A 25,688-nucleotide genomic window follows, 5' to 3' on the forward strand; every position below is an offset into this window, starting at 1 on the left:
GCGGGTCTGCCGGTCACCGACCATATGTTGCTGACGAGGACTGGCTCGTCTGCGGGATGTGCGTCTTCGAGCAGCCGCAGCCCTGAGCGCCGGTGGTTTTCGCGGCGCAGGAGCAGGGGCGCCGGCGCCGGCCGAGCCACCAGGTTTCCGCGGCAAGGGCGGCCAGGGCGATGGCGAGCGCGGGAAGCCAGTCGACGACGGTGGCGGCCCCGGCGCCGATGACGCCGGCGGCGATCAGGGCGGGCAGAGCGCAGCATGCGACGCAGGCGAGCCCGGCGAGGCCCGCGAGGGCCTTCGGAGTGCGGCGCGGGGTGGGGCGGGGGTCAGCAGCAGGGGCCGGCATAGCGGTTCTCCTCGGCGAGGTCGGTGAAGGGGATCGGGCAGCAGCTGCTGGTGGCGCACACGGTGAGGTCGTCGCAGCCCGCTTCCACAGCGGCGACCAGAGCGCCGCGGATGGTGGTGAGATCTGCGATCTTCGCGTCGACCTCGGCGAGCTTGACGGCCGCGCGTTCCTGAAGTCCGGGAACGGGGCGGCCGTGGCGGTGGCGTCCGGCTTCCAGCAGCTCGGCTACCTCGTCCAGGGTGAAACCGAGCCGCTGGGCGGCCTTAATCACCCGGAGTACCGTCACGGCTTCCTCGTCGTACAGACGGTGCCCGCCGGTGCTCCGGTCGGGTTCTGCTAGGAGCCCGCGCCGCTCGTAGTAGCGCAGGGTCTGAATGTTCACCCCGGCCGCCTCGGCGACCTGCCCGCTGCGCAGTCCCGCGCTCACCGAGCGCCCCCGCAGGCCGTCTCGGCGCGTGCGGCCAGGGCATGCAGGACCGGCTCGTGCGCCTCGTCCACCGCCACGTCCAGCACAACGGCGTGGGGCCGAGTGGTGACGGTGAAGGTGAAGAACGCGCAGCAGCCGCTCTCCCGCGCGGCGAGATCGCGTACGCGTTCCTCCACGCCCTGCCCGGCGGTCAGCTCGAGCGTGACCAGGCGCGGGTCGGGCCGTGTGACCTGGCGCAGCCGCTCGGCGAACAGGGTGTCCCACTCCGCGACCCTCAGCGGCTGCTCGGTGGTCGGCAGCGTGCAGGACTGCGGAACCCACTCCGGTGCGGTCATCGCTTCTCACTCCCGTCGTCGTACCTCCCCGGCTCTCCAGGGACATCTCCGACGGCAAACCTGTACTTGGGTACCGGATGCAAGCCGGCTCGCCAAGCTGCTTTACGGGGTGAGCAGGGGGCCGAACGTCTGGCGGGCGATGTGCTCGGCGTCGGCCTGGGAGACGACACGGCCCGGTACCTCCGGGTGCTCCTGCATCCAGGATTGTGCGGCGGTGTCGTCGGCGAAGAAGTTCAGCGCGTCGCAGCAGGCCGTGGCCGCCGGCCCGTGCCCCGGCCGCCGCCCGACGAACACCACCGCGCCTGGGGGCTCCCAGCGCAGACCTCCCTCGGTCGCGGTGACTTCGATGGACTCGCCGGTCACGGGGTCGGTGGAGAAGATCACGGCGTCCGCATCGAGCATGAAGGGGATGCCCAGCGCGTCGATCGCGCACATCGACCACACCTGTGGCCCTCCCGCGATGGCGACCCGGTGACGGGTGGGGACGGCAGAGAACGGGTACGCGGCCCGGATGTTCCCCCACTCGTCGAGGGTGAGGAAGTCCTCCTCGGCCAGCTCCGCCAGCACATCGCGGGCAGTGCGGCCGACCGCCACGGCCGACGCTTCCAAGGTCTGCAGCTCTGGGGCGGTTCCGGTGGCGACGAAGGCACGCAGTACCTGTTGGTGCACCGCCCGCAGACCCCGCTCGCTGGGTGCGCGGCGGCCCCGGCCATCTCTGCCGACGACATCCAAGGGCTGCGGTCCACAGCATTCGGCGACCGGGGCGGCCTCGTTGGACGGGGCCGCGCCGGCCAACGCCCGGCGCAGGGCGGCCTCGCTCGGCACCCCGGAGACCGCGCCATCGGCGTCCCGGTACAGGCGGCAGGACAGGCTCGGCACCGATCCGGGCAGTGTGAACGGGTCGGTGCCGTCGATCAGGATCGTCGGCGAGCCGTACATGCCCCGCCGGGCGGCGTCCGCCTCATCGGCTATCTCCACCAGCTCGACGTCGGCCTCCCGGCCTGCCAAGGCTGCCGTGACGCGTTCGACCGCGGGCCGCGCGTTCGGGCACTCAGCCACCGTCAAAACTGTGATCCGCATCTTCTCTGTCCTTCCGGCCGCCACCTTGTGCACTGCGACCGTAGACCTTCCAGTGCACTGGAAGGTCAAGGGCTAACCTGGAGGTATGCGCATCGGCGACCTTGCCGCCCGCACCGGGCTGACGACCAAGACCATCCGCTTCTACGAGGACAGCGGCCTGCTCCACCCACCGCCACGCACGCCCGCAGGCTACCGCGACTACCCCGAACAGGCCGCGACCCGGCTCGCCTTCATCCGCGAGGCCCAGCACGCCGGCCTCACCCTCACCGAAATCCGCTCAGTCCTCCTGCTCCGCGATGACGGCCATGCCCCGTGCACGCACGTCACCACGCTGATCGACGAGCACCTGGCGGACATCGAGCGGCGCATGGCCGAGCTGGACGCCACCCGCGAGGCCCTCCGGTCCCTCGCCGATCGTGCCGCCGCCACCGATCCCGCTGCGTGCGGTGTGGATGACATCTGCACGATCCTCACCCCTGAGACGCGCCGGGCGGAGTGAGCTGCTGCCGGTGGAAGTCGAAGTGCCGGGCGGGATATCTGTAGAGGTCGGCGACGGTCATGACATCCCGGAAGAAGGGATCCCACCGGCACGGAAAGTGCATCCGCAGCGCCAGATGGGCCTCGGACTCCGCGTCAACCCGGCGGTGCAGCCCGGCGATGATCCGGTCGAACAGCCACATCATTCGTCGGCGCTTCCACAGCCTGGCCCCGCCGACCGGACCCAGATAGTTGACGAGGTCGAAAGGGCCGGTCGCGGCATTCAGCAGACGTGCGAACCCACGGCTCGCCGCCAACGGCAGCCTCCCGAACAGGGCGAAGACGACAAGCAGAGGCCGGACAAGCAGATATCCGAACAGCATGCGGAACGACAACTGCTCGTTCGTCCACCGCGTCCCCGCGGTCGGCATGACCAGATCTGCGTCTGTGGCCGCCTCCAGCAGCTGGAGGAACTCGGCTCGCACCCGTTCCAGCTCCTGGTGGACTGCCCGACGGTCCAGAAGGGGTGGGTCTGGCGCGTCCATCAGCGTTCCTGTCGCCCGGGTGTGGAATCGGCTTCCAGCGTAGGCGCGGGGGCCTCAGGCCAGTAGGTCGCGGATGCTGCGGGCTGCTTCGCGGGCGGGTCGGCCGACACCGATGAGGGTGGCGGAGGCGGGGCCGGTCCAGTCGCCGTAGCCGAGGAAGTGCAGTCTCGAGTCTTCGACCGACTGGGTGCCGGTGGTACTGATGTGCCCCCGCGTCCCCCTGAGCCCCAAGCCGGCGAGGTGAGCCAGTGCAGGGCGGAAGCCGGTACACCAGAGGACCGCGTCGGCGTCCTGCCGACTGCCGTCGGCCCACTCCACGCCGGTGGTGGTGAGGCGGGTGAACATCGGCTTCGCGGCCAGGAGCCCGGCGTCGCGGGCCGCTCGTACGGGCGGGACGGCGACGATGTCGCCGAGGGAGGCCACGCCGCCGGTGTCGGTGCGGCCTTCGTCGAGGGCGCGGCGCCGTGCGGTGGCGTGGTCGAAGAGGGCGCGGCCGTCGATGTCGTCCGCCAGGTAGCGCGGAGGCCGCTGGGTAACCCACGTCACGTGGGCGTGGCCGGTGAGGTCGGCGGCGATCTGCGCGCCGGAGTTCCCGCCGCCCACCACGATCACGCGCTGCCCGGAGAACTCGGCGGGGCTGCGGTATTGGACGGTGTGGAGCTGGCGGCCGGTGAAGGTACGGCGGCCGGGGATGGCGGGCACGAAGGGACGGGTCCACGTGCCGGTGGCGCTGACGACGGCCCGGGCTCGCCAGTCACCACAGTCCGTCTCCACCCGCAGACAGACGCCGTCGCGATGGACGGCCGAGACCCACGCTCCGCGCTGAACGGGAAGCTCGTACCGCTTCTCGTAGTCCGCCAGATACTCCACGACGTGCCCAGCGCCGGGGTAGAGCTGCCCTTCCTGGAGGGGCATCAGCCTCCCAGGCAGGGAGGAGTACGCCGCCGGCGAGAACAGGCGCAGGGACTGCCAGACGTGCTGCCAGGCTCCCCCGGGCGCGGCCTGGGCGTCGAGGATGACGTGCTCGATGCCCAAGCGGCGCAAGTGGTAGCCGGCGGCGAGCCCGGCCTGGCCGCCGCCGATCACCACCACGCCGGTGTGCTGCGTCATGCCGCGGGCTGTCCCTGGTCGGCCTTGCCGCGCATGAAGATGACCGCAACAAGGGCGAGGCCGACGGCGGCGCCCAGCAGCTGCATGGCAATGAAACCCGGCACCGAGGCAGGGGCGATGCCCGCGAAGGTGTCGGTGAAGGCGCGACCGATGGTGACGGCCGGGTTGGCGAAGGAGGTGGAGGAGGTGAACCAGTACGCGGCGCCGATGTACGAGGCGACCGCGACGGGCGCGAACCGCAGCCGGTCGGTCTTGGCCAGGCCGAAGATCAGCAGGATCAGGCCGGCGGTGGCGACCACCTCGCCGAGCAGCAGGTTCCCGGCGGAACGGTCGTGGGTGGACCACTTCACCAGCGGCTCGCCGAACATCGCGTCCGCCAGGATCGCGCCCGCGATCGCCCCGGCGATCTGGGACGGCACGTAGACGGCGACCTCGCGGGCGGTAACGCCGGCGCCGCCGCGGCGGGCGGTCCACCACTCGGCCAGCGTCACGGCCGGGTTGAAGTGGGCGCCGGAGACCGGACCGAGGAGGGCGATCAGGACACCGAGCCCGAAGACCGTGGCGGTCGAGTTCGCCAGCAGCTGCAGCGCCACGTCGTCGGTGAGCTGGGTGGCCTGGATGCCGGAGCCGACCACGACCGCGACCAGGGCGGCGGAGCCGACCAGCTCGGCGGCGGCGCGGGCAATCAGCGGGGTGCGGGGCGGGGTCGCGCCGGGGGCGGGCTGGGGCACGTCGGCAGCTATGACAGACTCCGCGGCTGGGGCAGTGCCGACGGGCTCGGTGGCGGTCAAGACAGGTTCTCCTCGGGCAGGTGAGGCAAGGCGCGGAAAGCTAGGGGCAGGACCGCTTGAGGTTCGCTTCTGCGGTGGCTCGCGCGGTCTGGGCGAGGTCGGCGAACTGACCGGCGAGGGCTTCGATGACTTCCGGACGCAGGCGGTAGTAGATGTACCTCCCGCAGGGCTCCGTCTCCACGACCCCCGCCTCCCGCAGCACCTTCATGTGGTTGGAGAGGTTCGTCTGCTTCGCGCCTGTCTCCTCCACAAGGTGGGTGGTGCAGAGCGTTTCCTTGGCGAGGAGGGTCACGATCTGGAGCCTGAGCGGGTCGGCCAGAACCCGGATCAGATCAGTGTCGACTGACGTCATCATGGACTGATACTGTCACATCAGCTGGGGCTGACACCAGTCCGAGCTGACCTTATTGGCTCCTTTGAACAGGAACGCCATGCCCACGCCTTCCTCGCCCCTCCTGCCGGACGACCGTCTCGCCGCGGGGGCCGCCCGTCTCGCCTCTCGCTATGCCGGCCGCTTCGCGCCGGAGACCGTCCTGGGCCTGCTCGCCGATTCCTCCGCCGACGTCGAGCCGCACATCGTCCAGGCCCTGACCGAGGCCGGCGTGGACCTGACCGACGCCTACCCCAAGCCCCTGACCGACGAGGTCGTCCACGCCGCCGACATCGTGATCACGATGCGCTGCAGCGACGCCTGCCCCGTCGTCCCCGGCCGCCGCTACCTCGACTGGCCCGTCCCCGACCCCGAGGGCGCCCCGATCGCCGTCGTCCGCGACATCCGCGACGCCATCGACACCCGCATCGCCGACCTGCTCACCCAGCTCGGCGCCTGACTCCGCACATCCCCGCAGTTGCCTGATCCCCAAGGAAGAACCATGTCCTCTGCTCCTGCCGCCTCCGTCCTGTTCGTCTGCATCCACAATGCCGGCCGCTCCCAGATGGCCGCGGGCTTCCTGCGCCACCTCGCCGGCGACCGCGTCGAGGTCCGCTCCGCCGGTTCGATGCCCGGCAACCAGATCAACCCCTCCGCGGTGGCCGCCATGGCCGAGCTGGGCATCGACATCTCCGACCAGACCCCGAAGGTGCTGACCCCCGAGGCGGCCCAGGCGTCGGACTACATCATCACCATGGGCTGCGGCGACGCCTGCCCGTACTTCCCCGGCAAGACCTACCTCGACTGGCAGCTGGAGGACCCGGCTGGCCAGGGCGTCGAGGCCGTCCGCCCCATCCGCGACGAGATCAAGGGCCTTATCGAGGGCCTGATCGCCGAGATCGACGCCAAGCAGAAGGCGTGACCCAGGTGACCGACACGATTCCCGCCGACGGCATACGCGACGTCGTCATCATCGGCTCCGGCCCCGCCGGATACACCGCCGCCCTCTACACCGCCCGCGCACAGCTGAAGCCCCTGCTGTTCGGCAGCTCCATCTTCGTCGGCGGCTCCCTGACCACCACCACCGAGGTCGAGAACTTCCCCGGCTTCCCCGACGGCGTCGACGGCCCGGACCTCATGGCGAACATGCGGGCTCAAGCCGAGCGGTTCGGCGCCGAGATGATCGACGACGACATCGTCTCCGTCGACCTCACCGGCGACATCAAGCTCCTGACCGACTCCGAAGGCACTGTCCACCGCGCGAAGGCCGTGATCATCGCCACCGGATCCGGCTACCGCAAGCTCGGTCTTCCCAAGGAGGACGAACTCTCCGGCCGCGGCGTGTCCTGGTGCGCCACCTGCGACGGGTTCTTCTTCCGCGACCGGGACATCATCGTGGTCGGCGGCGGCGACACCGCCATGGAAGAAGCCACCTTCCTCACCCGCTTCGCCCGCTCCGTCACCGTCGTCCACCGCCGCTCCACCCTGCGCGCCTCCAAGGTCATGCAGAACCGGGCGTTCACCGACGACAAGATCTCCTTCGCCTTCGACAGCGAAATCGCCGAGGTCAAGGAAACTGGCGGCATGCTCTCCGGCGTCGTCCTGCGCGACACCTTCACCGGCAAGCTCCGCGACGTGGACGCCACAGGCCTGTTCATCGCCATCGGCCACGACCCCCGCACCGAGCTGTTCACCGGACAGGTCGACCTCGATGACGAGGGCTACATCCTGGTCAATTCGCCGTCGACCCGTACGAACATCCCTGGCGTCTTCGCCGCCGGCGACGTCGTCGACCACACCTACCGCCAGGCCATCACCGCCGCCGGCACCGGTTGCTCGGCGGCGCTGGACGCCGAGCGCTACCTCGCCGCCCTGAGCGACAGCAGCGCGGACATCAACACGGCACAGGTCAACGCCTGACTGGCTGCCCCCACCCCATGGTGGGGGCAGCTACGGAACGGTCTCCTCCTGCCGTCTTCCAGCAGCGGGATCAGGACTCGCCTTCGGCTCGATGGGTGTGCTCGGGTCCAGGGTGGGCCACACCTGGAACGAGAGGAACCGGGCTCCAGCTGTCCTCACCGGATGAGCGTGGGCAGGTCGCGGCAGGTACCTGATCACTTCCCCGATCTCCCCTGGTCAAGGCGGTGAAGGGTGACCCCGTGCTCCGCCAACGACTCCGGAAGCGAGGACAGTGCGGACAGTTGCTCGATGTGATGTACCCCGTGAGGTATTAGGCCGGAGAGAAGTTCCCGGGCGACGTATGCAGCGACCAGGCCAGTGACGCGGCTTTGCCCCTGGCCGGTGAGCGCATACGCCGCGTGCAGGCCTGCGCGGCGGGCATCCGCCCGTACGCAGAATCCGTCACCGCCCATGTGGACGCGGCTGAAGGCGCCGGTCAATGCCCGCCGCACTCCCCGCCGACGAGCGGCTCCCCGCAGCGCGAAGAGTCCTGCGGTCAGCGGCCGCGAGTCCAGGCACAGCCGGGTGGCGACCTGACCGACGCCGAGCGTGTGGGGCAACGTGTGCTGGTCGGAGAAGGGGAACGGGTGCGCCTTCCGCATGCCGTATCCGGGCAGCTCGACGCGCAGCGGACCGGCCACCGTCGGCAGGGCCAGCTGCTCGACCGTCCAGCGGACCGCATCAGCGCCGTGGCGCTCACCAGCACCCAGCAGCACGGCGAGGTCGATCGTCTCCGCACCGCCGATGGCGTCGTGTGCCCGGAGAGCGAGCAGATTCGTCAGTCCGGGAGCGACGCCGACGCTGAGCACCGCGGTGGCTCCGGCTCTGGCCGCCAGGTCGTGCAGGTCTCCCACGCCGTCGAGTAGCCGCCGGGTGGCATTGACGTCGACGAGATGCACCCCGCGTTCGAGACAGACGCGCGCGATGCCGGCGTCAGGCGGTTCCACACACAGGACGACCGTCGACACGTCGCCCAGGCTCTCCAGGACTTGCCGAAAGCCGGCCGGGTCGGTGACGTCGACACGCGCCCCGCCCAGTTTCCTCACCCTCGCCTCGCTGCGTCCGCCCGCAACGACCCGCCCGGGGAACCAGTCGGCGAGCGTAGACGACACGGTCGTACCCACGGCGCCATAACCGCCGACCACCAGGACTCGTCCAGATTTCACTGTAGTCATGCTCTAGTGAAATACACTGTAGTGTCACTACAGTCAAAGAGCCTGGGATCGGTAGGAGAGCAGAGTGACCGCGCCCCTGACCCGCGCAGAGAAGGCCCGCCGCACGCGGCAGCGGATGCTCGACGCTGCAGCCCGGCTCTTCGTGGACAAGGGCTGGTCCGGTACGACCGTCGAGGACATCGCCCGCACGGCGGAGGTCGGCGTGCAGACGGTGTACTTCACGTTCGGCAACAAGCGGGCGCTCCTGAAGGAGCTTCTGGACACGGCCGTCGCCGGCGACTCCGATCCGGTGGCCACCCTGGAGCGTCCCTGGGCCAGCGAGGTCCTCGACGAACCCGACCCGGCCTCACAGCTCGCCCTCCAGGCGGCGGGCGCCCGGCGCATCATGGAGCGTGCCGCGCCAATTCTGGAGGTCGTGCGAGGCGCCGCGACCGCCGATCCGGAGCTCGCCGTGCTGTGGGCAACCAACCACGAGCAGCGGCACGCCGTCCAGCTCCGCTTCGCCGAGGCATTGCTCACGAAGGCCGGCGGAGCCGTAAGACACGGCCACGACAGCCAGACCGTGGCCGACATCACGATGACGGTGCTCAGCCCCGAGACCTACGGCCTGCTCGTCACCCGCCGCGGCTGGAGCCCGGCCCACTGGGAGCAGTGGGCTGCCGACGCCCTGGCCCGCCAGCTTCTCGCCTGACCACGCCGGCAGCAGCCGCGGCCAGGACCCGAACCGCAGATCGCTGCGAGATCCAGCACGACCGGTAGCAGCGCTGCTTTCACCCAGCCCCCGAACCGCAAGGGCCGGGCCCCTCCCCTCCCGCTTGGCCGAACCGGTCACGTCCCTTCACAGAGAGGCCCGTACGATGACCGCGTGACCTTCGCCGTGCAGCCGACGAGACGCCGCCCCGCCGGGCGCGGCTTCGGGCTGCTCGTCCTGGTCCTGCTCGCCGGGATCCTCGGCATGCACGCCCTGCCGCCCGGACCGGCCCCCGCCCCGCATGCGGCGATGGGGCACACCACGGCCACGACCCACGAATCGGCCATGGCCGGGCCGGGCGAGGACTGCTCCCACACAGCCGGGGGCTCGGGTCACGGCGACCACGCGGACTCCACCTGTGCCGCGACCGGCGTCGCCTCCGCCTATGCGCCGCCGCCCCTGGTCGCCGACACCGTGGCGGCCGACAGCCTCCCGGCGATGGGCGGAGCCGCCCCCGAGGGGGCTGTGAGCGGCCGGGCCCCGCCGGATCTCGCCGAACTGCAACTCCTACGGATCTAGAGCGCCCGCTGCGGCCTCGCCACCGCGCGCATCGGCGCCGGGACGGCCGCATCTGCGGACTGCCTCTCATCCGTTCCTCGCGCATGCCCGACTACGCGGCATGCGCAGCAAGGAGTTGCACCACCATGACCACCAAGCGTTCCCTCTTCCGCCGTACCGCCGCCGTCGTCGCCGCCGGGACTGCCGCGCTCGTCCTCGCCGCCTGCGGCAGCAACGACGACAGCTCGGCCGGCCACAACGGCCACACCAGCGCCTCGCCGTCCGCTGCGGCCTCCGCACCCGCCTCGCAGGGTCAGCACAACGCAGCCGACGCAGCCTTCGCGAAGGGCATGATCCCTCACCACCGCCAGGCCATCGAGATGGCCGACCTCGCGCCGTCGCGCGCCGAGTCCGCCGACGTCAAGAAGCTGGCCGAGGACATCAAGAAGGCCCAGGACCCGGAGATCAAGACCCTCTCGGGCTGGCTCACGTCCTGGGGTGAGCAGGTGCCCGCCGAGGGTGCCATGGACCACTCCGCGCACGGCACAGGCGGCGGGATGATGACCATGGAGGAGATGGACAAGCTGAAGGGCGCCTCGGGCAAGGCGTTCGACACCGCCTTCATGGAGCTGATGATCAAGCACCACGAAGGCGCGGTGGCCATGGCCAAGACGGAGAAGGCGCAGGGCGCCTTCCCCGAGGCCAAGACCATGGCGGAAGCGATCATCACTTCCCAGTCCGCCGAGATCGAACAGATGAACAAGCTCCTCGGCAAGAACTGACCGTCTGACTGATCACGGGACCGGGGCGGGCGTCCGAACGCCGCCCCGGTTCCCCTCCCTTCGCCTGCTCGACAGCTTGGACTCCCTCGCGTGATCACCCCTGCCCTTTTCGGAACGCGCCGCCGCTTCGCGACTGTCGCGCTCGCCGCGGCTGGACTCCTCCTGGCCGCCTGTTCTGCGACACCCGACTCGCCCGCCGGCACCGGGTCGGCTGATCCCGACCCCGGCACCGGGCATCTGCACGGACTCGGCGTCGACCCAGCCGACAACACCATCTACGCCGCGGGCCACCTCGGCGTCTTCCGGGTCGCGGACGGCAAGGCCGTCCGCGTCGCCGACCGGTACCAGGACACGATGGGCTTCACCGTCATCGGCCCGTCGACCTTCCTCGCCTCCGGACATCCCTCACCCACCGACCCCGATGCCCGCTCGCCCCATCTGGGTCTCGTCCGGAGCACGGACGCGGGCCAGACCTGGCAGAAGGTCTCCGCCGAAGGCGAGGCCGACTTCCACTCCCTCGTCCAGGCCGGCACAGCGACCTACGGGTTCGACAGCCAGAGCTCCAAGGTGTGGGCCAGCACCGACGGCGGCCTGACCTGGGACAAGCGCGCCAAGCAGCCGCTGCTCGACCTCGCAGCACACCCGTCACAGCCGGAGCAGGTGTGGGCGGCCACCGGTAAGGGACTGATGCGCAGCACCAACGGCGCCGCCACCTTCGAGCCAGTGGCCGACGCGCCGACGGCCGTGGCCGTAGAAAGGCCCGAGCCCGGCCTGATCCTCGCGCTCGATCCGGAGGGTCGGATCCTGGCGAGCCGCGACGGCGGTCCATGGAGCTCTCGGGGCAGTCTGCCCCCGGGTACCAGGCCCGTCCTTCTGACAGCGGTCAACTCCGACCGCCTCCTGGCAGCCGACAGTTCCGACGCCGTCTACCAGTCAACCGACGGCGGACGTACGTGGACGGTTCTCCACAGGCCCTCGGCAGCAGCGGAACACCCATAAAGCGGCTTCCGCCTCGGAAGCGAGCGCCTCCGGCCGCAGGCTCCCGTCGGGGGCTGTCGGTGTGTCGAGTCGTGTCGCCCTCACGGCAGGTTGCGGGCACGGCCAGTCCGTGGACGCCGCTCAGACGCATCTCCGCCTGGTGCTATCTTCCTCGCAACACTTGGCAGGGGCGCTCCTGCCGGCATTTCCGCTACCAAGCCCTCCTATGGTCGTGAAGCGTGATATCAGGCAAGGTCCGTCGCGACCATCACACGGGAGCGTTGCTGCGGGCAACGCTCCTCGCGATGGTGCTTGCCCTCTTCGCGATCCACGTCCTGGCCTCACACCAGCCGGCCCACAGCGGGCACGCCGCCGCGTTCCCGCTCGTCGACGCGGGGGACAAGGCTCAGCACGCTCACTCCGACGTCGCTCCCGGGGACGCCGCCAGGACACCGGACAGCGCGCACAGCCCGGACGGTGAGTCCTCCTGCGACCACGGCGGAGTCGAAGAGACCTGCCTGGCGCTGCTGTTCATCGTCGCTGCCCTGTTTACGTTCGCCCGCAGGCGCAGGCTCTCCAACCGCGTCCTAGGCCGACTCCCAGAACGCGCGCACGCCTGGATCAGCCGCAGCGGCGACCCGCCGTGCCTCCACCGACTTTCGATCCTGCGCTGCTGAGAGCTGAACCAGCATGCGCCGCACCACCGGTGCCGGCGCGGCTTCTGCCTGCTCTCAACCGTCAAGATCTGAAAGGCATTACCCGCGTGACCACCACTCTCAAGCCCGAGCTCCACCAGCCTCCCGCCCCGGGACATCGCCGCCCCACCTTCGACAAGAAGTCACTCCCGGCTCGCTACAGCGGCCAGATGCTCTACTTCCTGGGCGCCGCCCTCATCGCCGGCGCCGTCGTCCATTACCCGATCAATCCGTCGCTGTACGCGATCATCTGCGCCGTCGGCGCCTTCGTGTTCCTCCTCGGCACCCTCGTCAACGAGTTCGTACTGGCCGACGAGCGTCCGGTGCTGCGCCAGGCGATCTCGCTGGTCGCGTTCTCCCTGCTGCTCTCCTTCGGCGTCGGCATGGTCGGCGGCGGCATCCAGCACTTCGAGCAGTTCCCCGAGCGCAGCGCCTGGATGACCCCCATCGGCCTGCTCATGTCGTACATCGCGTTCGTCGCCAAGGACTCCAAGGGCCGCTGGCGGCACCTCATCAGCCCGTTCGCGGCCGCCGTCGTGGCCATCTCGGCCCTCACCTGGCTGGGTATGACCGCCCTCGCCGGCACCATCAGCTCCGACGGCCACAGCCACGACCAGGGCACCACGACCGGAACCCCCGCACAGCCGGACCAGGCTCCCGTTGAGCAGACCCCGCCGGCCAAGGCACCCTCCGCGCCGGCACAGGATGGCCATTCGTCCCACAGCCACTGACGCCGGTCCGGCACCTCGTAGCCGTTCTCCGCAAGCCCAGCGTGGACCAAGCCGGGCTCGTTCAGTCTCGCTCATGGCGCTTGCGCCGGCCGTCCACCGGCTCGGCATGCGGTGCGCTCTCGCGGGCGAACGCCTCGTCGTTGCGTCCATGCGCCGGCGCTTGAGCCCGATGCCGTTGACTCTCAACGCCATCGGGCCCAGGCCCGCAGCCGACCGGCACCCGGGCCACGCACTAGTGATCGTGGCCGGCGGCCAGGACGCGTGCAGGGCGACGGCGTCCCCGAGTGCGTGCCGTAGGTTCCTGCAGCTGCTGTGCCGAGAGCGGGCCGTCGCCCACCGGCTGGAGCGTGTCGTACTGCGGCGGGCTGACGATGCGCCTTCGCAGGCGCCTCGCCACCCGGTCATACGCGTCGGGCCGATGGCCTCCCGGGGAGGACGTCGGCCCGAACATCACGGGCGGGACGCGCTGCTCAGGCGCGGCCGACGAGCTCGTAGCCGGCCTCGTCCACGGCGTCTCGTACCGCCGCGTCGTCGAGCTGCGCGGTGGAGACGACGGTGACCGCACCCGTGTCGGCCACGGCCTGCACCGAGACGACACCGGCGAGGGCCGAAATCTCCTCGGAGATCGCGCCCTCGCAGTGGCCGCAGGTCATGCCGGACACCTTGTAGACGGTGGTGATCGTCCCGGCCTGCGCGCTGGACGCGCTGCCGGTGCCGCAGGAGCCGTTGGGAGAGCAGCAGGAGCTGGTGTTCGTCTCGGTGGTCATGGTCTCTCCTTCATGGCTTCGGAACCGCGGGCCGTGGGCTTCGCAGCTGCTGCCTCAGCACCGCGCACAACTACCGAACATACTACCCCCAGGGGGTATGCCGGGCTGTGTGGAAAAGGCCTCAACGGCATCACCCGTGCGCCTTTCACAGAACCTCCAGGACGATGCCACCTGCGACACCCAGGACCAGGGACGCCACTGCGAGGACGCCTGACAGTACGGCGGCGCGCGCCTCGATGCGGAGCGGCGGAGATCCGGGCACCGTGCGTGCCACCGCGGGACGGATCCAGCGCAGGTAGTAGAAGAGGGAGGCGACGGTGTTCACGGCGGCCGTCGCGGTGAGCCAGCCCAGGTCGGCATCGGCTGCGGCTGTGAAGACCTCCAGCTTGCCGAGGAAGACGGCGGTCGGCGGGGTGCCGAGGAGGCCCAGGAGGCAGATGATCAGGCTCAGCACGAGCCCGGGACGGCGTGCGAAGAGTCCGCGGTAGTCGGCCAGGGTCCGCGCCTGCGGGAGGGCGCACACGACGGCGAAGGCTCCGAGGTTGGTCACGGTGTAGGCGGCGAGGTAGTAGAGGAGGGCGGGCTGCGCGAGCTCGCTGCCGTGGGCGGCGGCGATGGGCATGAGCAGGTACCCGACCTGGCTGATGGTCGAGTAGGCCAGGAGACGTGTGACGTCGGTCTGGAAGAACGCGGCGAGGTTGCCGAGGGTCATCGAGAGGACCGCGAGTACGGCGACGACCTCGGGCACGGGCACTGCGGTCTCGGCGAGGGGCACGGTGACGAGCCGATAGAGGGCCGCGAGCGCGCCGACCTTGGGCACGGTGGTGAGCAGGGCGGCGACCGGTGGCGAGCTCCCCTGTACGGCGTCGGGCACCCAGAAGTGCCCCGGCACTCCACCGGCCTTGAACAGCAGTCCCGCAAGGACCCCGACGACGCCAACCGCGACCAATGCCTTCGGTGCGCGGGGAAGCCCGGCGGCCAGTTCCGGATATCCGGTACCACGGCCCGCGGCGTACAGGAGGGTGATCCCGGTGAGCAGGACGACCCCGAGCAGGGCCCCGACGACGAAGTACTTCAGGGCCGCCTCGGTGCCCGGCGCGTCCTTGCGGAAGCCTGCGAGGGCGTAGGCGGGGATGCTGGCCAGCAGATACGCGGCGGCGAGGAGCAGCAGGTCCTGGGCTCCGGCGAGCATGAGGGCGCCGAGCGCGGAGAGCTGGACCAGTACGTGGAACTCGGTCTCGCGGGGGTGTCCGCGGAACGGGTGGAAGCCGAGGGCGATGACGACGAGGGTGCCCCCGAGAACGATGATGCGGACGGTCGAGGTGACCTGGTCGATCGCGAAGGCTCCGTCGAAGGCCGTCCTCGGCGTGCCGGCCGCGGCCACGGCTGCGGCGACGATCCCTGCCACGCAGGCGGCGCCGGCGAAGGCGGGCACGAGCCACTGCCGGCGGCGTGGCAGCCAGGCACCGAGGAGCAGGCCGAGCACGGCCGAGGCGCCGAGGAGCACTTCGGGCAGCAGGTCGAGCGGGTTCTCGTCCATCCCGTTCGTCCCGTTCACCGGGCGAGGAGGTCCAGTACCCGGCTCGACGCGGGCTCGATGACGTCGAGGAGGAAGCGCGGGGTGATGCCGAGGACGACGGCCAGGACCAGCAGCGGGATGACGGCGAGGCCCTCGTGGGCGCGGATGTCCCCGAAGGGCCGCGCGGCTCCGGGTGCGTCCGGCAGCCGCAGCGGGCCGAGGAACATGCGCTGTAGGGCCCTCAGCAGCAGGGCCGCGGTGAGCAGGATGCCGAGGGTGGCGAGTGCCGTCGCCACGGGCCTGGGGGCGAGGCTGCCGGCGAGGATCTGGAACTCGGCGATGAAGCCGGAGAATCCCGGCAGGCCGAGCGATCCGAAGACGGCGAGCCCGGTGAGCGCGGCGAAGAGCGGTGCCCTCGCGGCGATGCCGGAGTAGGCGTCCATGTCGTACGTCCGACCCCGTTCGTAGAGGATGCCGGCGATGAGGAAGAGGGCGCCCGTCAACAGTCCGTGACTGACCATCTGGTAGGTGGCCCCGGTGACCGCGAGGTGGCTCGCATCGGCGGTGTCCGCACCGAACGTGGCGGCGGCGCCGACGGCGAGCAGGATGTAGCCCATGTGGTTCACCGACGTGTAAGCGATCATCCGCTTGAACTGGGTCTGGGCGAGCGCGACCAACGCTCCGTACAGCACCGAGACCAGGCCGATGGCGACGAAGACCAGCGCGTAGGACCGCCACGCCTCCGGCAGCAGCGGCATGGCGATGCGGAGGAACCCGTACGTTCCCATCTTGAGGAGGACGCCGGCCAGGATGGCCGATCCTTCCGCGGGCGCTTCGGTATGGGCGGGCGGCAGCCAGGTGTGGAAGGGCACGGTGGGGGTCTTGACGGCCAGGCCGAGGCCGACGGCGAGGAGGACGACCGCGCCATAGGCGGAGCGCCCGGCGAGCGGGTTCTGCAGTGCGAGCTCGAGGATGTCGAAGGTGTGCGGGTCGGCGGCGAGGTAGAGCCCGATGAAGCCGAGGAGGAGGGCGAGCGAGCCGGTGAAGGTGTAGAGGAAGAACTTCAGCGCGGCTCGGGCGGCTCCGGGCGCATGGCCCCAGCCCGAGATGATGAAATACATCGCGACGATGGACAGGTCGAAGAAGACGAAGAAGAGGATCAGGTCGAGGGCGGCGAACAGCCCGAGGCAGGTGGTCTCCAGGAACAGGAAGAGGGCCGCGAACTCCCTGATCCGGTGGGTCTGTCTCACGGCATGGAGTGAGCAGGCGAGGAACAGGACGGCGGTCAGCGCCAGCAGGGGCAGGGACAGCCCGTCGATCCCGACGTGGTAGCCGATGCCCGCACTGGGGATCCACCGGGCGTTGGTCTCGTACTGGATGCCGCCGCCGTCCTGGTAGCCGGCCCAGACCGTGATCGTGAGGGCAAGGCCGGCGCCGGATACTGCGATCCACACGCCGAGGATGAGGTGGCGGGGTGTGCTCCGTGGCAGGCACAGCAGCAGTGCCGCCGCGGCGGTGGGCAGCAGGATGATGGCCGTGAGCACGGAGGTCACCTCACGAGGACGAGTACGAGGCCGACGGCCAGGACGGTGAAGGCAGCCACCGCCTGGGCCAGGTACTGGTGAACCAGGCCGGTCTGCGGGCGACGGGCGGCGCGGCCCAATGCCCGGCTGGTGGTGGCGACTCCTTCGATGGCGCCGTCGACCGCGCTTTCCGCCCGGCGGTCGGCGAAGGCGGCGAGCCGCAGGGTCGTACGGGCGAGGCCGTGCACGGCGCGGTCCAGTACCTGGTCGTCGAAGGCGGCGAGGGCGTGCGCGAGGCGGAGCGTCGGGCGTACGAGCGCGAACCGGGCTGCGGCCTCCAGGCCGAGCCACTCGCGGGCAGGGCGGACTACACCCCGTGCGCGAGGAATTGGGCTCTCACCCCGGTTCCAGGTGACGGCGGCGGCCGCGACGGCGATCAGACCGCTGAGGACGAACTCCCATGCGTGCGGATCAGGCTCACCGCTCGCTCCCAGGGCGCGGGACACGGACTGGAGGGGCGCGGGCAGGACGAGGATCGCCAGGCCCACCGCGGCGACGGCCAGGAAGGCGAACGGGATGGCGACCGTGGCAGGCGGCGCTTTCAGGGGGCCGACGGTGGTCGCCGGCTCCGGTTGCCAGACGTACCACAGGGCCTTCACGCTGTAGACGGCGGAGACGGCGGCCGCCGCGAGCCCGACCGTGTAGAGGGACGTGCCGGCTTCGAGGGCTCCCGCGAGCACGACGTCCTTGGCCGCCCACAGGGCCAGCGGCGGAACCCCGGCGAGGGCGAGGGCCGCCACGGTGAACGCCGCCCCGGCGGTGCGGTTGCGACGGGCGGCCCCGCGCAGTTCGGGGAGCTGTTTGGTACCGAGACGGGTGAGCCAGAAGCCGGTGACGAGGAAGGCGAGGCTCTTCGCCGCGGCATGCGCCATGAGTTGGAGGGTTCCGCCGACGGTCGAGCCGACGCCTGCGGCGAGGACCATGTAGCCGATCTGGGCGCAGCTCGACGCGGCCAGCAGCTGTTTGAGGTCGCTCTGCGCGACTGCCACCAGGCCGAGGGCCAGAGCCGTGAGCGCCCCGGTCCAGGCCACGACGGAGGCACCCCACCCGGAGGCGGCGAGGAGGGGTGCGAACCGGAGGAGGAGGTAGGCGCCCGCGACGACCATGGTGGCCGAGTGCAGCAACGCCGAGACGGGACTGGGGCCCCGCATCGCGTGGGACAGCCAGAAGCTGAAGGGAAGTTGCGCCGACTTGCCCAGGGCAGCGGCGATCACCCCGGCCGTGATGACGCCGAGCCACGGGTCCGGGGCGGCCTCCAGGCCCGTGAAGGCCATGCCCGGGCCGGAGGCGAGGGCCGCGCCTGAGGCCACGTACAGGCCGAGGTCGGCGGTGCGGGTGGTGAGGAAGGCGGTACCTGCCGAGGCGGCGCGGACCGGGTCCTGCCACCAGTACCCGATGAGCGCCCAGGACGTGGCGCCCATCACCTCCCAGGCCATCAGCAGGGCCGGCAGGGTGGTGGCGGTGACCGTCACGAGCATCGCGCCGCTGAAGAGCAGCATGAGGCCGAAGAACCGGGCGCGGGCCTCACGGCGGCCGATGTCGGCGGTGCTGAAGAGGAGCACGGCCGCCGTCACCGCCGCCACCGTGACGACCATGAACGCGGAGAGCCCGTCCACGGCCAGGGCGAACGGCGCGGTCCTCAGCAGAGGCGCCACCGCTGCCGGCTGGTACCACGCCGCCACGCAGGCCAAGCCCAGGGCCACGAGGGCCGCGGCCACCGCGACTCCCGGCGCCGCGCGGTCGGCCCGCCTGCCGCAACCGGCCAGGACGGCACCGGTGGCGAGCGGGACGGCGATCAGCGCCCAGAGCAGTGCGCTCATCCGCGCAGCTCCGCGGCCTCGTCGGTGGTGTCGACCTCGCGGGCGCGGAAGAGCGCGGTGACGATGGCGAAGCCGACGGCCATCTCGACGGCCATGACGGTGACCGCGAGCACGATCAGCACCTGACCGTCCGTGGAGGCGGGTGCGATGAAGTGCCACACGGCGGCGCCGGCGAGGATGACCGCGCCCAGCATGAGTTCGAGGCCCATCATCAGCATCACGATGGACTGCTGGGTGAGGGCGCCGAACAGTCCCACGCTGAACAGCGCGGCCGCCACCACGAGGAAGGGTTCCAGGTTCACCGTCCGACCCCTCCCCGGACGGGGTCGTTCGCCCGGCGGGCGTCGAGGCCGTCGCCCATCCTGTCGTAGCGGCCGCGGCGGGTGGACAGGACCACGGTGGCGACGATCGTGGTGAACAGGGCGAAGCCCAGGGTCATCATCGTGAGCATCTGGGCGCCCATCAGGGCTTCGCCGAGGGCCTTGGTCGGATCGTCGACCGGCCTCCCGGCCCGCTCGGGCCACGGAGCGAGCACGATGCCGGCGACGAGCAGCACGAAGACGGCCGCGCACAGGACCGTCGCACCGCGCTTGTTGTGGACCATCGACATCGGCATGAGACCGGCCGGGTTCATCATGAACATCACCATGAACACGGCCATGATGGCCATCTCGATCGTCATCATCAGGATGACGACGACGCCCAGGTAGCCCAGGCCCAGCAGCATCACGAGGCCGCCGACGCACAGCAGGGACAGCAGCAACGCGTACGTGGCCCGGGCCATCGAGTCGAAGCGGAAGACCATCACCCCGCCGGCCACCGCGAGTACCCCGAGCGCCCAGAACACGACCTCGTCCATGGCCGGCCCTACCGGCCGAGGACTACGACGGCGACGAACAGCGCCTGCACCAGCGTCAACGGCACGAGGACCATCCAGGCGACCTCCATGTAGCGCTCCATTCGCAGCACCGGCACCCGACGTCGTACGGCGATCAGCACCGCGAGGACCGCCGCCGTCTTCAGCAGCGTCCACGCCCACGCGGGCAGCAGCGGCCCGTACCCGCCGCCGAGGAACAGCGGCACGCTGAACCCAGCGGTGACGACGAACAGCAGCCACCGGCCGCCCAGCAGCACCAGTCGGTCCGCACCGCTGTACTCGGCGACCGCGCCGCCGGCCGCGTCCCGCCCCAACGGGTGCCCAAATGGCCCCCAGAAGGCCATGGCCAGCGCACTGAGCAGGTAGACGAGGAAGGCCGCCGGCATCCAGACCACGAACCACAGCCCGCGCTGGGCCTCGACGATGTCACCGACCCGCAGTGACTCCGCCCCGAGCGCGGCCGTCGTCAGCGCGAACATGTGCGGGAGCTCATACGCGAGCCCCTGGGCGAGGAAGCGGTAGCCGCCGATCAGCGAGAGGGCCGAGTTCGGGCCCCAGCCCGCCAGCCAGACCGCCGCCCAGGCCAGTGCCTCCATGGCGTTGAACCACACGACGCCCACGTCGGGATCGGTCACCGCGCCGACGCCCCAGGGCACCACCGCCGCGGCAAGTACGGCGGCGACCGGCACCAGTCCGATCCCCACTCGGCCGAGCGCGAGGTCGGCGGCGTCGGTGCGGCGCCGCCGCTGGCAGAGCAGCCGGACCACGTCGAGTGCCGGTGCCGCCAGTGCCCGTGTGGTCCCGGCGCGGCCACCGCGCGGAGCGGCACCCACCAGGGAGTCGAACGCAGCGGCGGCCAAGGCCAGTACGAACAGCCCCAGCGGCATGACGAGCACCGCCCACAGCGGCGCTGTATCAGCCATGGGCTCCTCCCGACGGCGTCACGAACTCGTCGAGATCGGGGTCGAGGCTCGCCACGATGAGCCGCGCACAGGCCAGTTCGGCACCGGTCACCAATCCGGGCAGGACCGAGAGCAGCGCCTGCGACGGAGGGTGCTCGCGGCCGACGAGACCACGCGGCCCCTGATCCCGCCGTCCCGCCAAGGGCCTCGTCTCGTCCACCGCCTCCAACGCCCGCTCGGTCTCATCCAGCCACACGCAGAGGCGGTCCCACACGTCCCCGTCGGCCACGAGCCCGGGGCCCGTCACGGCGAACTCCCGTGCTCGGTCGGCCCGCAGGGGGCCCAGGCCGACCAGCAGCCCACGAAACACTCGGGACGCTCGGACCCGCCGTGTGAAACGGCGCAGTTCGCCGCCCACGTCCGCCGCGGTGGCGTTGGCCAGCAGCGCATCGCGCAGCCCGCGGGCCCGGTCGGCCTGGTGAGACCAGCCGGCGACGGCGAGGAGCCGCGCGAGGCTGTCCAGGTGCGCGGTGCACCGGCGCCGCTCGGCGATACCGGTCGGCACCGGCTCCCCCTGAGCCGCAGCCAGCCACGGCACGTTCCAGAACGGCGGTCGCGAGAGGCCCGTACCCGGTCGCACCGGGATCGGCGCCGCCTGTGCTCGCTGGATGACGTCGCCCTGCAGTGCCAGCTCGAGGACGAGCCCGGCCGGCCAGTCGGGAAGGGCCGGCCCCAGCGTCAGATGCAGCCGGTCCAGCCGGAGCCCGTCGCGGTCGTCGGCCCGCTCGGCCATGGGCCGCCCGGCAACCACGCCTCCGTGATGGCCGCCGTGACCACCACGGCCCTCATGATGGCCATGGCCATGACCTTCGTCGTGGCCTGTGTGATCGCCGTGTCCGGGGTGTTCCTGGTGATCGCCATGGCCACCATGCGGTTCATGCTCCGCGGGCCCCGCTTCCCCGTGATGGACGGGGGGCATGTCGTCACCGTCCCGGTCCGCCGCCATCGGACCCGCCGCCACGGCGCCGGAGGCGAGTTGCTCCTTCACCTGTCCCAGTGCCCGGCCCGCGTCCGCGGGCTCCGTCACCGTGGCGTACGCCCTCGGTCCGGGCAGGTTCTGCCACGCCCGGGCCAGCCAGTCCGGCTGCGGCTCACCGGGGTCTCCCGCTACGAGCACGGCCGTCGCGGCGGCCGGGCTGTCGGCCGACGGCCAACCTCGCGAGCGCAATCCGTGCTCGATCGCGAGGCGTTCCTCGGTGGCCCCGGGCAGGGTCACGACGAAGACGGAGGGACGCTGAGCGGCCAGTCGGATGACGCGTCGGGTCACGTCCATCGCAGAGCGCCCTCGCGCCAGGCGTACATGACGGCGGCAAAGAGGATGCCGAGGAAGAGGAACATCTCGATGACCGCCGGGGCGCCCATCTCGTTGACCACGCGCACCCACGGGTACATGAAGAGCATTTCCATGTCGAAGGCGAGGAAGATCATTGTCACGGGGTACCAGCGCACGTGGAAGCGGGAGAGCGCATGCTCACGCGGTTCGTGGCCCCCCGCGAACGAGCCCTGCCCGTCGGCTGCACGACCACCGGCCAACAGCGCGTTGACGCCATAGAGTGCCGCGACGCCGGCCATTGTCAGCCCGAGCAGCACCAGCAGCGGCTCCCATTCAGTCATCCGCTGCATGCTGTCGCCCCACCAGGCCCTGAGCTGGGCCGACATGCGGGGTACGCCGTCCGCCTTCACCCCATCAGGTGCACGGTCGTCTCGTCGCGGACGTACGCTGCCCACGGGCCAGGTGGCTCATTCGTAGGCGATACGTCGCCTGGTCGATGCGGCCGTGGACAAGAAGCCCGGTGCACCAGTGCTCGGCGGCCTCCAGCGCGGCCCTCCGCCCGCGCAGCCTCGCCAGCGGCGGGTAGCGCTTCTCCGTCGGGGTGACCAGGCGAGCGATGTCGAAGACGAGGGCTGCGAGGATCAGCCCTCCCAGGAGCGAAGCGATCAGGGCAGCCACGGTGGCCTCCTGTACCGGTCTCGCACCTGCCTTCAGCGCAGGCACCGCCTACGACCACCCTAGGCTCCCCAGGACGGACTGGCGGCTCGCCGCCCGCGGCTATCGCACGGACAGCTGACCCCGCTGCGACGAACGGCGCTCGTTCTGCCGACGGGCGCCGTAGCGGGTCGTGCCCTGCGGCTTGTAAACGGCGAGCACGAGCGCCGCCCCCAGGACCAGGAGCGCCAGCACCGCGTGGAGAGTCGGCGAGAAGTTCCGCACCTGGCCGAGATCGTTCCCGGACTCGGCTGCCACCGCCGCCATGACACGGAACGTCCCCATGTACATCAGCAGCACGCCCGTGGCCACGGTGGTGAGCACGAGCTTGACCAGCACCCAGTAGTGCCGCACGAGCCCCCAGTGCGTGCCGAGGGACTGCACGATCCCGCTGAGCAGCGACGCGAACGCCAACGGCACGAGGACGTACCAGGCAGCCGGTTCCATCACGAGGTACACGCCGCGCACCGCATGCTCGTCCTTGACGGTCAGGCCGATGACGGCGAGCGCCAGGAACACCAGCACCGCACCCAACCAGCCGACGGAGGTCGCGACGTGCACCGTGAGGGCGGCCTTCCGCAGCCGCGGCGACATAATCACCGGAGGTCCCCGTCTGCGGACACCCGCAGGAGCGCCGTCGAGGCGGACACACCCGGACTTCCTGATTCCGGCATCGACATGTGGCGCCCCGGACCGTGGCCTCCGGGGCCCCCGGTCAGGAGAAGGACCACGAACAGCGCGACCAGAACGGCAGCGATGATCGCCAGCACCTTGACCCAGCGCGGAGCACCCGCTTCCCGGTGTGGAACCGCGGCGTCGGCGCTCCCTGCTTCCTGATCCCGCTTACGAGACATCCCCGTCTCCCATCAGTGATTTCTTCCGCATCCTCCCTTCCAGTTTTTCGATACAGACTGTCTCTGTCAATACATACCGTCCGGACCACGTCGCTGCGTACACTGATCGCGTGCCTAAGCTGTGGAACGAGACGATCGAAGAGCACCGCCGCGAGGTCCGTGACGCGATCCTGCACACCACGTGGGAGATGGCCACCGACCGCGGGGTGACAGCGGTGACGATGTCGCAGATCGCGGAGGGGGCCGGCATCGGGCGGGCAACCCTCTACAAGTACTTCCCGGACGTCGAGACGATCCTGGCCGCTTGGCACGAGCGCCACATCACCGAGCACCTCCACCAGCTCACGAGCCTGCGGGAGGGCGCCGGCGATCCGTCCGAGCGGCTGAAGGCCGTACTCACGGCATACGCCTTCATCTCCCACCACCGCGGTCGCCACGGCGCCGAACTCGCGTCCCTGCTCCACCAGGGCGAGCCGGTCCGCCGGGCCCAGCAGCACCTCGTCGACTTGTTCCGGGACCTACTGGAGGAGGCGGCCGAGGCGGGCGGGCTCCGCGACGACGTGAGCACCGCCGAACTCGCGAGTTACTGCCTCCACGCCCTGACGGCCGCGTCGACCCTGCCCTCCCCGGCAGCGGTCCACCGCCTGGTGGCCGTCACGCTGGACGGCCTGCGCCCGTCGGCCTGAGGGGCGGCACGCCGACCTACCGCGGAGCCCCACCCTGGCGCCCCTCCCCGCACGGAAACCGGGCGGGCCTCCGGATCGACTCCGGTGGCCCGCCCAGCAGCATCCGTTCGCTGCGATCAGTCGCGGACCCGTTCGACATCGGCGCCTACCCGCTCGGCCGGAGCCTCCGCAACAGAGGCCGAGCGGGTGCCCTTCATCAGCGCGAGGGTGAGGACCGCACCCGCGGCCGCGATTCCCGCGGCACCCAGGAACGCGGCACTGAAGCCGTCGGTGAGGGCAGGGAGTTCTCCCAGCCGGTCGGCGCCCTGTGAGGCGGCGACGGCGGTGAGGGTGGCGAGGCCGAGTGCGGAGCCGACCTGGTAGGTGGTGTTGACGATGCCGGAGGCGAGACCGGCCTGCTCCGGCAGGGCGCCGGCCATCGCCGACATCAGAGCCGGAATGTAGGCAAGCGACATGCCGGTCGCGGCGACGAGCGAGGCCGGCAGGACATCGACGACGAAGGTGCCGGTGGGCCGGGCGAAGGACAGCCACACCAGTCCGACGGCCAGAACGAGCAGTCCGGCGGCGATCAGGGGCTTGGCCCCGAACCGGCCCAGCAGGCGTCCGGTGAGCGCGGTCATGAAGACCATCAGCAGGGCGGTCATCGGCAGCAGGGCCGCGCCACTGGCAAAGGCTCCATAGCCGAGTACCTGCTGGAGGTAGAGGTTGAGGAAGTACCACATCGGAATCCAGGCCGCGCCCAGCAGCGCCATCGCCGTGTTCGAGATGGCCAGGCCAGGGGTGCGCCAGATGCCCAGCGGCATCAGAGGCGCCTTCGACGAGCGCTGCACCAGCAGGAAGACGATCAGCAGGACGGCCGCACCGGCGAGCTGGAGCAGGGTCTGGGCACTCCCCCAACCAGCCTCTGGAGCACGCACGATGGAGAACACTGCGAGCGCCAGGCCCGCGGTGACCGCAGCCGCCCCGAGCACGTCGATGCCGCCGCGACGCTTTCCGACCGCCGGGAGCAGACCCGTAGCTGCGAGGGTGGCCAGCCCGATGGGTACGTAGATGACAAAGATCCACGGCCAGCTGGCCCACTGGGTGAAGACCCCGCCCAGGAAGACACCGGCTGTGCCGCCGGCCGGTGCGGCCGCCCCGTAGAGGGCGAGTGCCTTTCCGAGTTCCTTGGGGTCGTGGCCGAACAACATCATCAGCAGGGTCATGGACGCCGGTGCGATCAGCGCGCCGCCGGCGCCCTGGACCGCCCGGCCCAGGATTTCCGTACCGGCGCTGCCTGCCGCCGCGGCGATCACCGAGCCGGCGACGAGGATGACCCAGCCAGCCGCGAAGACACGCCGGGCACCCAACAGGTCGGAAAGCCGCCCACCGAGCAACAGGAGCCCGCCGAAAGCGATCACGTAGGCGTTGAACACCCAGCTCAGATCGCCCTGGCTGAAGCCGAGGTCACGCTGCATCTGCGGGAGCGCCACCCCGATGATCGACGTGTCCATGATGACCATGAACTGTGCTGTCGCGAGTACGCCCAGCGCCCACCAGCGCCGGGGATTGGCCACGGACACCGCTCTGCCCTCCAGAACGAGAGA

The 25,688-nt window shown here is 70.8% G+C and carries 32 protein-coding genes; 11 read left to right on the forward strand and 21 right to left on the reverse strand.

Going from position 1 to position 25,688, the window contains the following annotated elements; genetic code table 11:
• Positions 1 to 13: 13 nt before the first annotated feature.
• The 4 genes from AC069X_RS17245 to merB form a co-directional block, all read right to left on the reverse strand.
• Positions 14 to 343, reverse strand: a complete 330-nt coding sequence (locus AC069X_RS17245; protein WP_478729408.1) for a hypothetical protein — start codon at positions 341 to 343, stop codon at positions 14 to 16.
• The gene (locus AC069X_RS17250; RefSeq protein WP_478729409.1) at positions 324 to 770 is read right to left on the reverse strand and encodes a MerR family transcriptional regulator; all 447 of its coding nucleotides are present in this window, start codon (positions 768 to 770) and stop codon (positions 324 to 326) included. The genes AC069X_RS17245 and AC069X_RS17250 overlap by 20 nt, the downstream gene beginning before the upstream one ends.
• On the reverse strand, positions 767 to 1,105 hold the full coding sequence (locus AC069X_RS17255) for a hypothetical protein (RefSeq protein WP_478729410.1): 339 nt from the start codon (positions 1,103 to 1,105) through the stop codon (positions 767 to 769). Before AC069X_RS17255 ends, AC069X_RS17250 begins: the two co-directional genes overlap by 4 nt.
• Before the next feature lie 102 nt (positions 1,106 to 1,207).
• Positions 1,208 to 2,164: an organomercurial lyase gene (merB, locus tag AC069X_RS17260; protein ID WP_478729411.1), complete on the reverse strand. Its 957-nt coding sequence runs from the start codon at positions 2,162 to 2,164 to the stop codon at positions 1,208 to 1,210.
• A 106-nt stretch (positions 2,165 to 2,270) separates the two neighbouring features.
• On the opposite strand from merB, the gene AC069X_RS17265 reads away from it, so the two are divergent.
• Positions 2,271 to 2,684, forward strand: coding sequence for a heavy metal-responsive transcriptional regulator (locus tag AC069X_RS17265; protein ID WP_478729412.1), 414 nt, complete (start codon positions 2,271 to 2,273; stop codon positions 2,682 to 2,684).
• On the opposite strand, the gene AC069X_RS17270 is transcribed toward AC069X_RS17265, so the two are convergent.
• From AC069X_RS17270 to AC069X_RS17285, 4 genes are read right to left on the reverse strand one after another with little or no spacing between them, the layout of a single operon-like run.
• On the reverse strand, positions 2,656 to 3,207 hold the full coding sequence (locus tag AC069X_RS17270) for a DinB family protein (protein ID WP_478729413.1): 552 nt from the start codon (positions 3,205 to 3,207) through the stop codon (positions 2,656 to 2,658). The two genes, AC069X_RS17265 and AC069X_RS17270, sit on opposite strands and share 29 nt — an antisense overlap.
• Before the next feature lie 54 nt (positions 3,208 to 3,261).
• The gene (locus tag AC069X_RS17275) at positions 3,262 to 4,317 is read right to left on the reverse strand and encodes an ArsO family NAD(P)H-dependent flavin-containing monooxygenase (RefSeq protein ID WP_478729414.1); all 1,056 of its coding nucleotides are present in this window, start codon (positions 4,315 to 4,317) and stop codon (positions 3,262 to 3,264) included.
• Entirely contained in the window at positions 4,314 to 5,108 is a 795-nt protein-coding gene (locus AC069X_RS17280) for an aquaporin (protein WP_478729415.1), read from the reverse strand. The genes AC069X_RS17275 and AC069X_RS17280 overlap by 4 nt, the downstream gene beginning before the upstream one ends.
• Before the next feature lie 40 nt (positions 5,109 to 5,148).
• A complete protein-coding gene (locus AC069X_RS17285) occupies positions 5,149 to 5,463 on the reverse strand; it encodes an ArsR/SmtB family transcription factor (RefSeq protein WP_326476551.1) in 315 nt (104 codons plus the stop codon).
• 76 nt (positions 5,464 to 5,539) lie between these two features.
• On the opposite strand from AC069X_RS17285, the gene AC069X_RS17290 reads away from it, so the two are divergent.
• From AC069X_RS17290 to trxB, 3 genes are read left to right on the forward strand one after another with little or no spacing between them, the layout of a single operon-like run.
• Positions 5,540 to 5,938 (forward strand): arsenate reductase/protein-tyrosine-phosphatase family protein, encoded by a 399-nt coding sequence (locus AC069X_RS17290; RefSeq protein ID WP_478729416.1) that lies wholly within the window; start codon positions 5,540 to 5,542, stop codon positions 5,936 to 5,938.
• Positions 5,939 to 5,980: 42 nt separating this feature from the next.
• Entirely contained in the window at positions 5,981 to 6,400 is a 420-nt protein-coding gene (locus AC069X_RS17295) for an arsenate reductase ArsC (RefSeq protein ID WP_478729417.1), read from the forward strand.
• 5 nt (positions 6,401 to 6,405) lie between these two features.
• Positions 6,406 to 7,398 (forward strand): thioredoxin-disulfide reductase, encoded by a 993-nt coding sequence (trxB, locus tag AC069X_RS17300; protein WP_478729495.1) that lies wholly within the window; start codon positions 6,406 to 6,408, stop codon positions 7,396 to 7,398.
• A 194-nt stretch (positions 7,399 to 7,592) separates the two neighbouring features.
• On the opposite strand, the gene AC069X_RS17305 is transcribed toward trxB, so the two are convergent.
• Positions 7,593 to 8,612 carry a saccharopine dehydrogenase family protein gene (locus AC069X_RS17305; RefSeq protein ID WP_478729418.1) on the reverse strand — a complete coding sequence of 340 codons (1,020 nt, stop codon included), beginning with the start codon at positions 8,610 to 8,612 and terminating at the stop codon, positions 7,593 to 7,595.
• Positions 8,613 to 8,676: 64 nt separating this feature from the next.
• Here AC069X_RS17305 and AC069X_RS17310 point away from each other — a divergent pair, with 64 nt between their 5' ends.
• The 6 genes from AC069X_RS17310 to AC069X_RS17335 all read left to right on the forward strand — a co-directional run bounded on the left by AC069X_RS17310 (position 8,677) and on the right by AC069X_RS17335 (position 13,047).
• Positions 8,677 to 9,303 carry a TetR/AcrR family transcriptional regulator gene (locus AC069X_RS17310; RefSeq protein WP_478729419.1) on the forward strand — a complete coding sequence of 209 codons (627 nt, stop codon included), beginning with the start codon at positions 8,677 to 8,679 and terminating at the stop codon, positions 9,301 to 9,303.
• Positions 9,304 to 9,477: 174 nt separating this feature from the next.
• Positions 9,478 to 9,882 (forward strand): DUF6153 family protein, encoded by a 405-nt coding sequence (locus tag AC069X_RS17315; protein ID WP_478729420.1) that lies wholly within the window; start codon positions 9,478 to 9,480, stop codon positions 9,880 to 9,882.
• A gap of 125 nt (positions 9,883 to 10,007) precedes the next feature.
• Complete coding sequence (locus AC069X_RS17320) at positions 10,008 to 10,643, forward strand: DUF305 domain-containing protein (protein ID WP_478729421.1); 636 nt, start codon at positions 10,008 to 10,010, stop codon at positions 10,641 to 10,643.
• A gap of 90 nt (positions 10,644 to 10,733) precedes the next feature.
• Positions 10,734 to 11,642, forward strand: coding sequence for a F510_1955 family glycosylhydrolase (locus AC069X_RS17325; RefSeq protein WP_478729422.1), 909 nt, complete (start codon positions 10,734 to 10,736; stop codon positions 11,640 to 11,642).
• A gap of 284 nt (positions 11,643 to 11,926) precedes the next feature.
• Entirely contained in the window at positions 11,927 to 12,298 is a 372-nt protein-coding gene (locus tag AC069X_RS17330) for a hypothetical protein (RefSeq protein ID WP_478729423.1), read from the forward strand.
• A gap of 86 nt (positions 12,299 to 12,384) precedes the next feature.
• Positions 12,385 to 13,047, forward strand: a complete 663-nt coding sequence (locus tag AC069X_RS17335; RefSeq protein WP_478729424.1) for a hypothetical protein — start codon at positions 12,385 to 12,387, stop codon at positions 13,045 to 13,047.
• 470 nt (positions 13,048 to 13,517) lie between these two features.
• On the opposite strand, the gene AC069X_RS17340 is transcribed toward AC069X_RS17335, so the two are convergent.
• The 11 genes from AC069X_RS17340 to AC069X_RS17390 form a co-directional block, all read right to left on the reverse strand.
• Complete coding sequence (locus tag AC069X_RS17340) at positions 13,518 to 13,814, reverse strand: heavy-metal-associated domain-containing protein (protein ID WP_478729425.1); 297 nt, start codon at positions 13,812 to 13,814, stop codon at positions 13,518 to 13,520.
• A gap of 145 nt (positions 13,815 to 13,959) precedes the next feature.
• Positions 13,960 to 15,354: an NADH-quinone oxidoreductase subunit N gene (locus AC069X_RS17345; protein ID WP_478729496.1), complete on the reverse strand. Its 1,395-nt coding sequence runs from the start codon at positions 15,352 to 15,354 to the stop codon at positions 13,960 to 13,962.
• A 14-nt stretch (positions 15,355 to 15,368) separates the two neighbouring features.
• The gene (locus AC069X_RS17350; protein ID WP_478729426.1) at positions 15,369 to 16,877 is read right to left on the reverse strand and encodes a complex I subunit 4 family protein; all 1,509 of its coding nucleotides are present in this window, start codon (positions 16,875 to 16,877) and stop codon (positions 15,369 to 15,371) included.
• Between the two features lie 5 nt (positions 16,878 to 16,882).
• Entirely contained in the window at positions 16,883 to 18,736 is a 1,854-nt protein-coding gene (locus AC069X_RS17355; protein ID WP_478729427.1) for an NADH-quinone oxidoreductase subunit 5 family protein, read from the reverse strand.
• Positions 18,733 to 19,038, reverse strand: a complete 306-nt coding sequence (nuoK, locus tag AC069X_RS17360; RefSeq protein ID WP_478729428.1) for an NADH-quinone oxidoreductase subunit NuoK — start codon at positions 19,036 to 19,038, stop codon at positions 18,733 to 18,735. The genes AC069X_RS17355 and nuoK overlap by 4 nt, the downstream gene beginning before the upstream one ends.
• Entirely contained in the window at positions 19,035 to 19,595 is a 561-nt protein-coding gene (locus AC069X_RS17365; RefSeq protein ID WP_478729429.1) for an NADH-quinone oxidoreductase subunit J, read from the reverse strand. Before AC069X_RS17365 ends, nuoK begins: the two co-directional genes overlap by 4 nt.
• An 8-nt stretch (positions 19,596 to 19,603) precedes the next feature.
• The gene (locus AC069X_RS17370) at positions 19,604 to 20,536 is read right to left on the reverse strand and encodes an NADH-quinone oxidoreductase subunit H (RefSeq protein ID WP_478729430.1); all 933 of its coding nucleotides are present in this window, start codon (positions 20,534 to 20,536) and stop codon (positions 19,604 to 19,606) included.
• Entirely contained in the window at positions 20,529 to 21,848 is a 1,320-nt protein-coding gene (locus tag AC069X_RS17375; RefSeq protein WP_478729431.1) for a hypothetical protein, read from the reverse strand. The genes AC069X_RS17370 and AC069X_RS17375 overlap by 8 nt, the downstream gene beginning before the upstream one ends.
• Positions 21,839 to 22,189: an NADH-quinone oxidoreductase subunit A gene (locus AC069X_RS17380; RefSeq protein WP_478729497.1), complete on the reverse strand. Its 351-nt coding sequence runs from the start codon at positions 22,187 to 22,189 to the stop codon at positions 21,839 to 21,841. The genes AC069X_RS17375 and AC069X_RS17380 overlap by 10 nt, the downstream gene beginning before the upstream one ends.
• Positions 22,190 to 22,262: 73 nt before the next feature.
• Entirely contained in the window at positions 22,263 to 22,526 is a 264-nt protein-coding gene (locus AC069X_RS17385; RefSeq protein ID WP_478729432.1) for a hypothetical protein, read from the reverse strand.
• Between the two features lie 99 nt (positions 22,527 to 22,625).
• Positions 22,626 to 23,156, reverse strand: a complete 531-nt coding sequence (locus tag AC069X_RS17390; RefSeq protein WP_478729498.1) for a hypothetical protein — start codon at positions 23,154 to 23,156, stop codon at positions 22,626 to 22,628.
• 370 nt (positions 23,157 to 23,526) lie between these two features.
• Here AC069X_RS17390 and AC069X_RS17395 point away from each other — a divergent pair, with 370 nt between their 5' ends.
• Positions 23,527 to 24,102 carry a TetR/AcrR family transcriptional regulator gene (locus AC069X_RS17395; RefSeq protein ID WP_478729433.1) on the forward strand — a complete coding sequence of 192 codons (576 nt, stop codon included), beginning with the start codon at positions 23,527 to 23,529 and terminating at the stop codon, positions 24,100 to 24,102.
• 116 nt (positions 24,103 to 24,218) lie between these two features.
• Here AC069X_RS17395 and AC069X_RS17400 read toward each other — a convergent pair whose 3' ends face one another.
• Entirely contained in the window at positions 24,219 to 25,664 is a 1,446-nt protein-coding gene (locus AC069X_RS17400; protein WP_478729434.1) for an MFS transporter, read from the reverse strand.
• Positions 25,665 to 25,688 lie beyond the last annotated feature (24 nt).

The organism is Streptomyces sp. NPDC043896 (genome assembly GCF_056435605.1).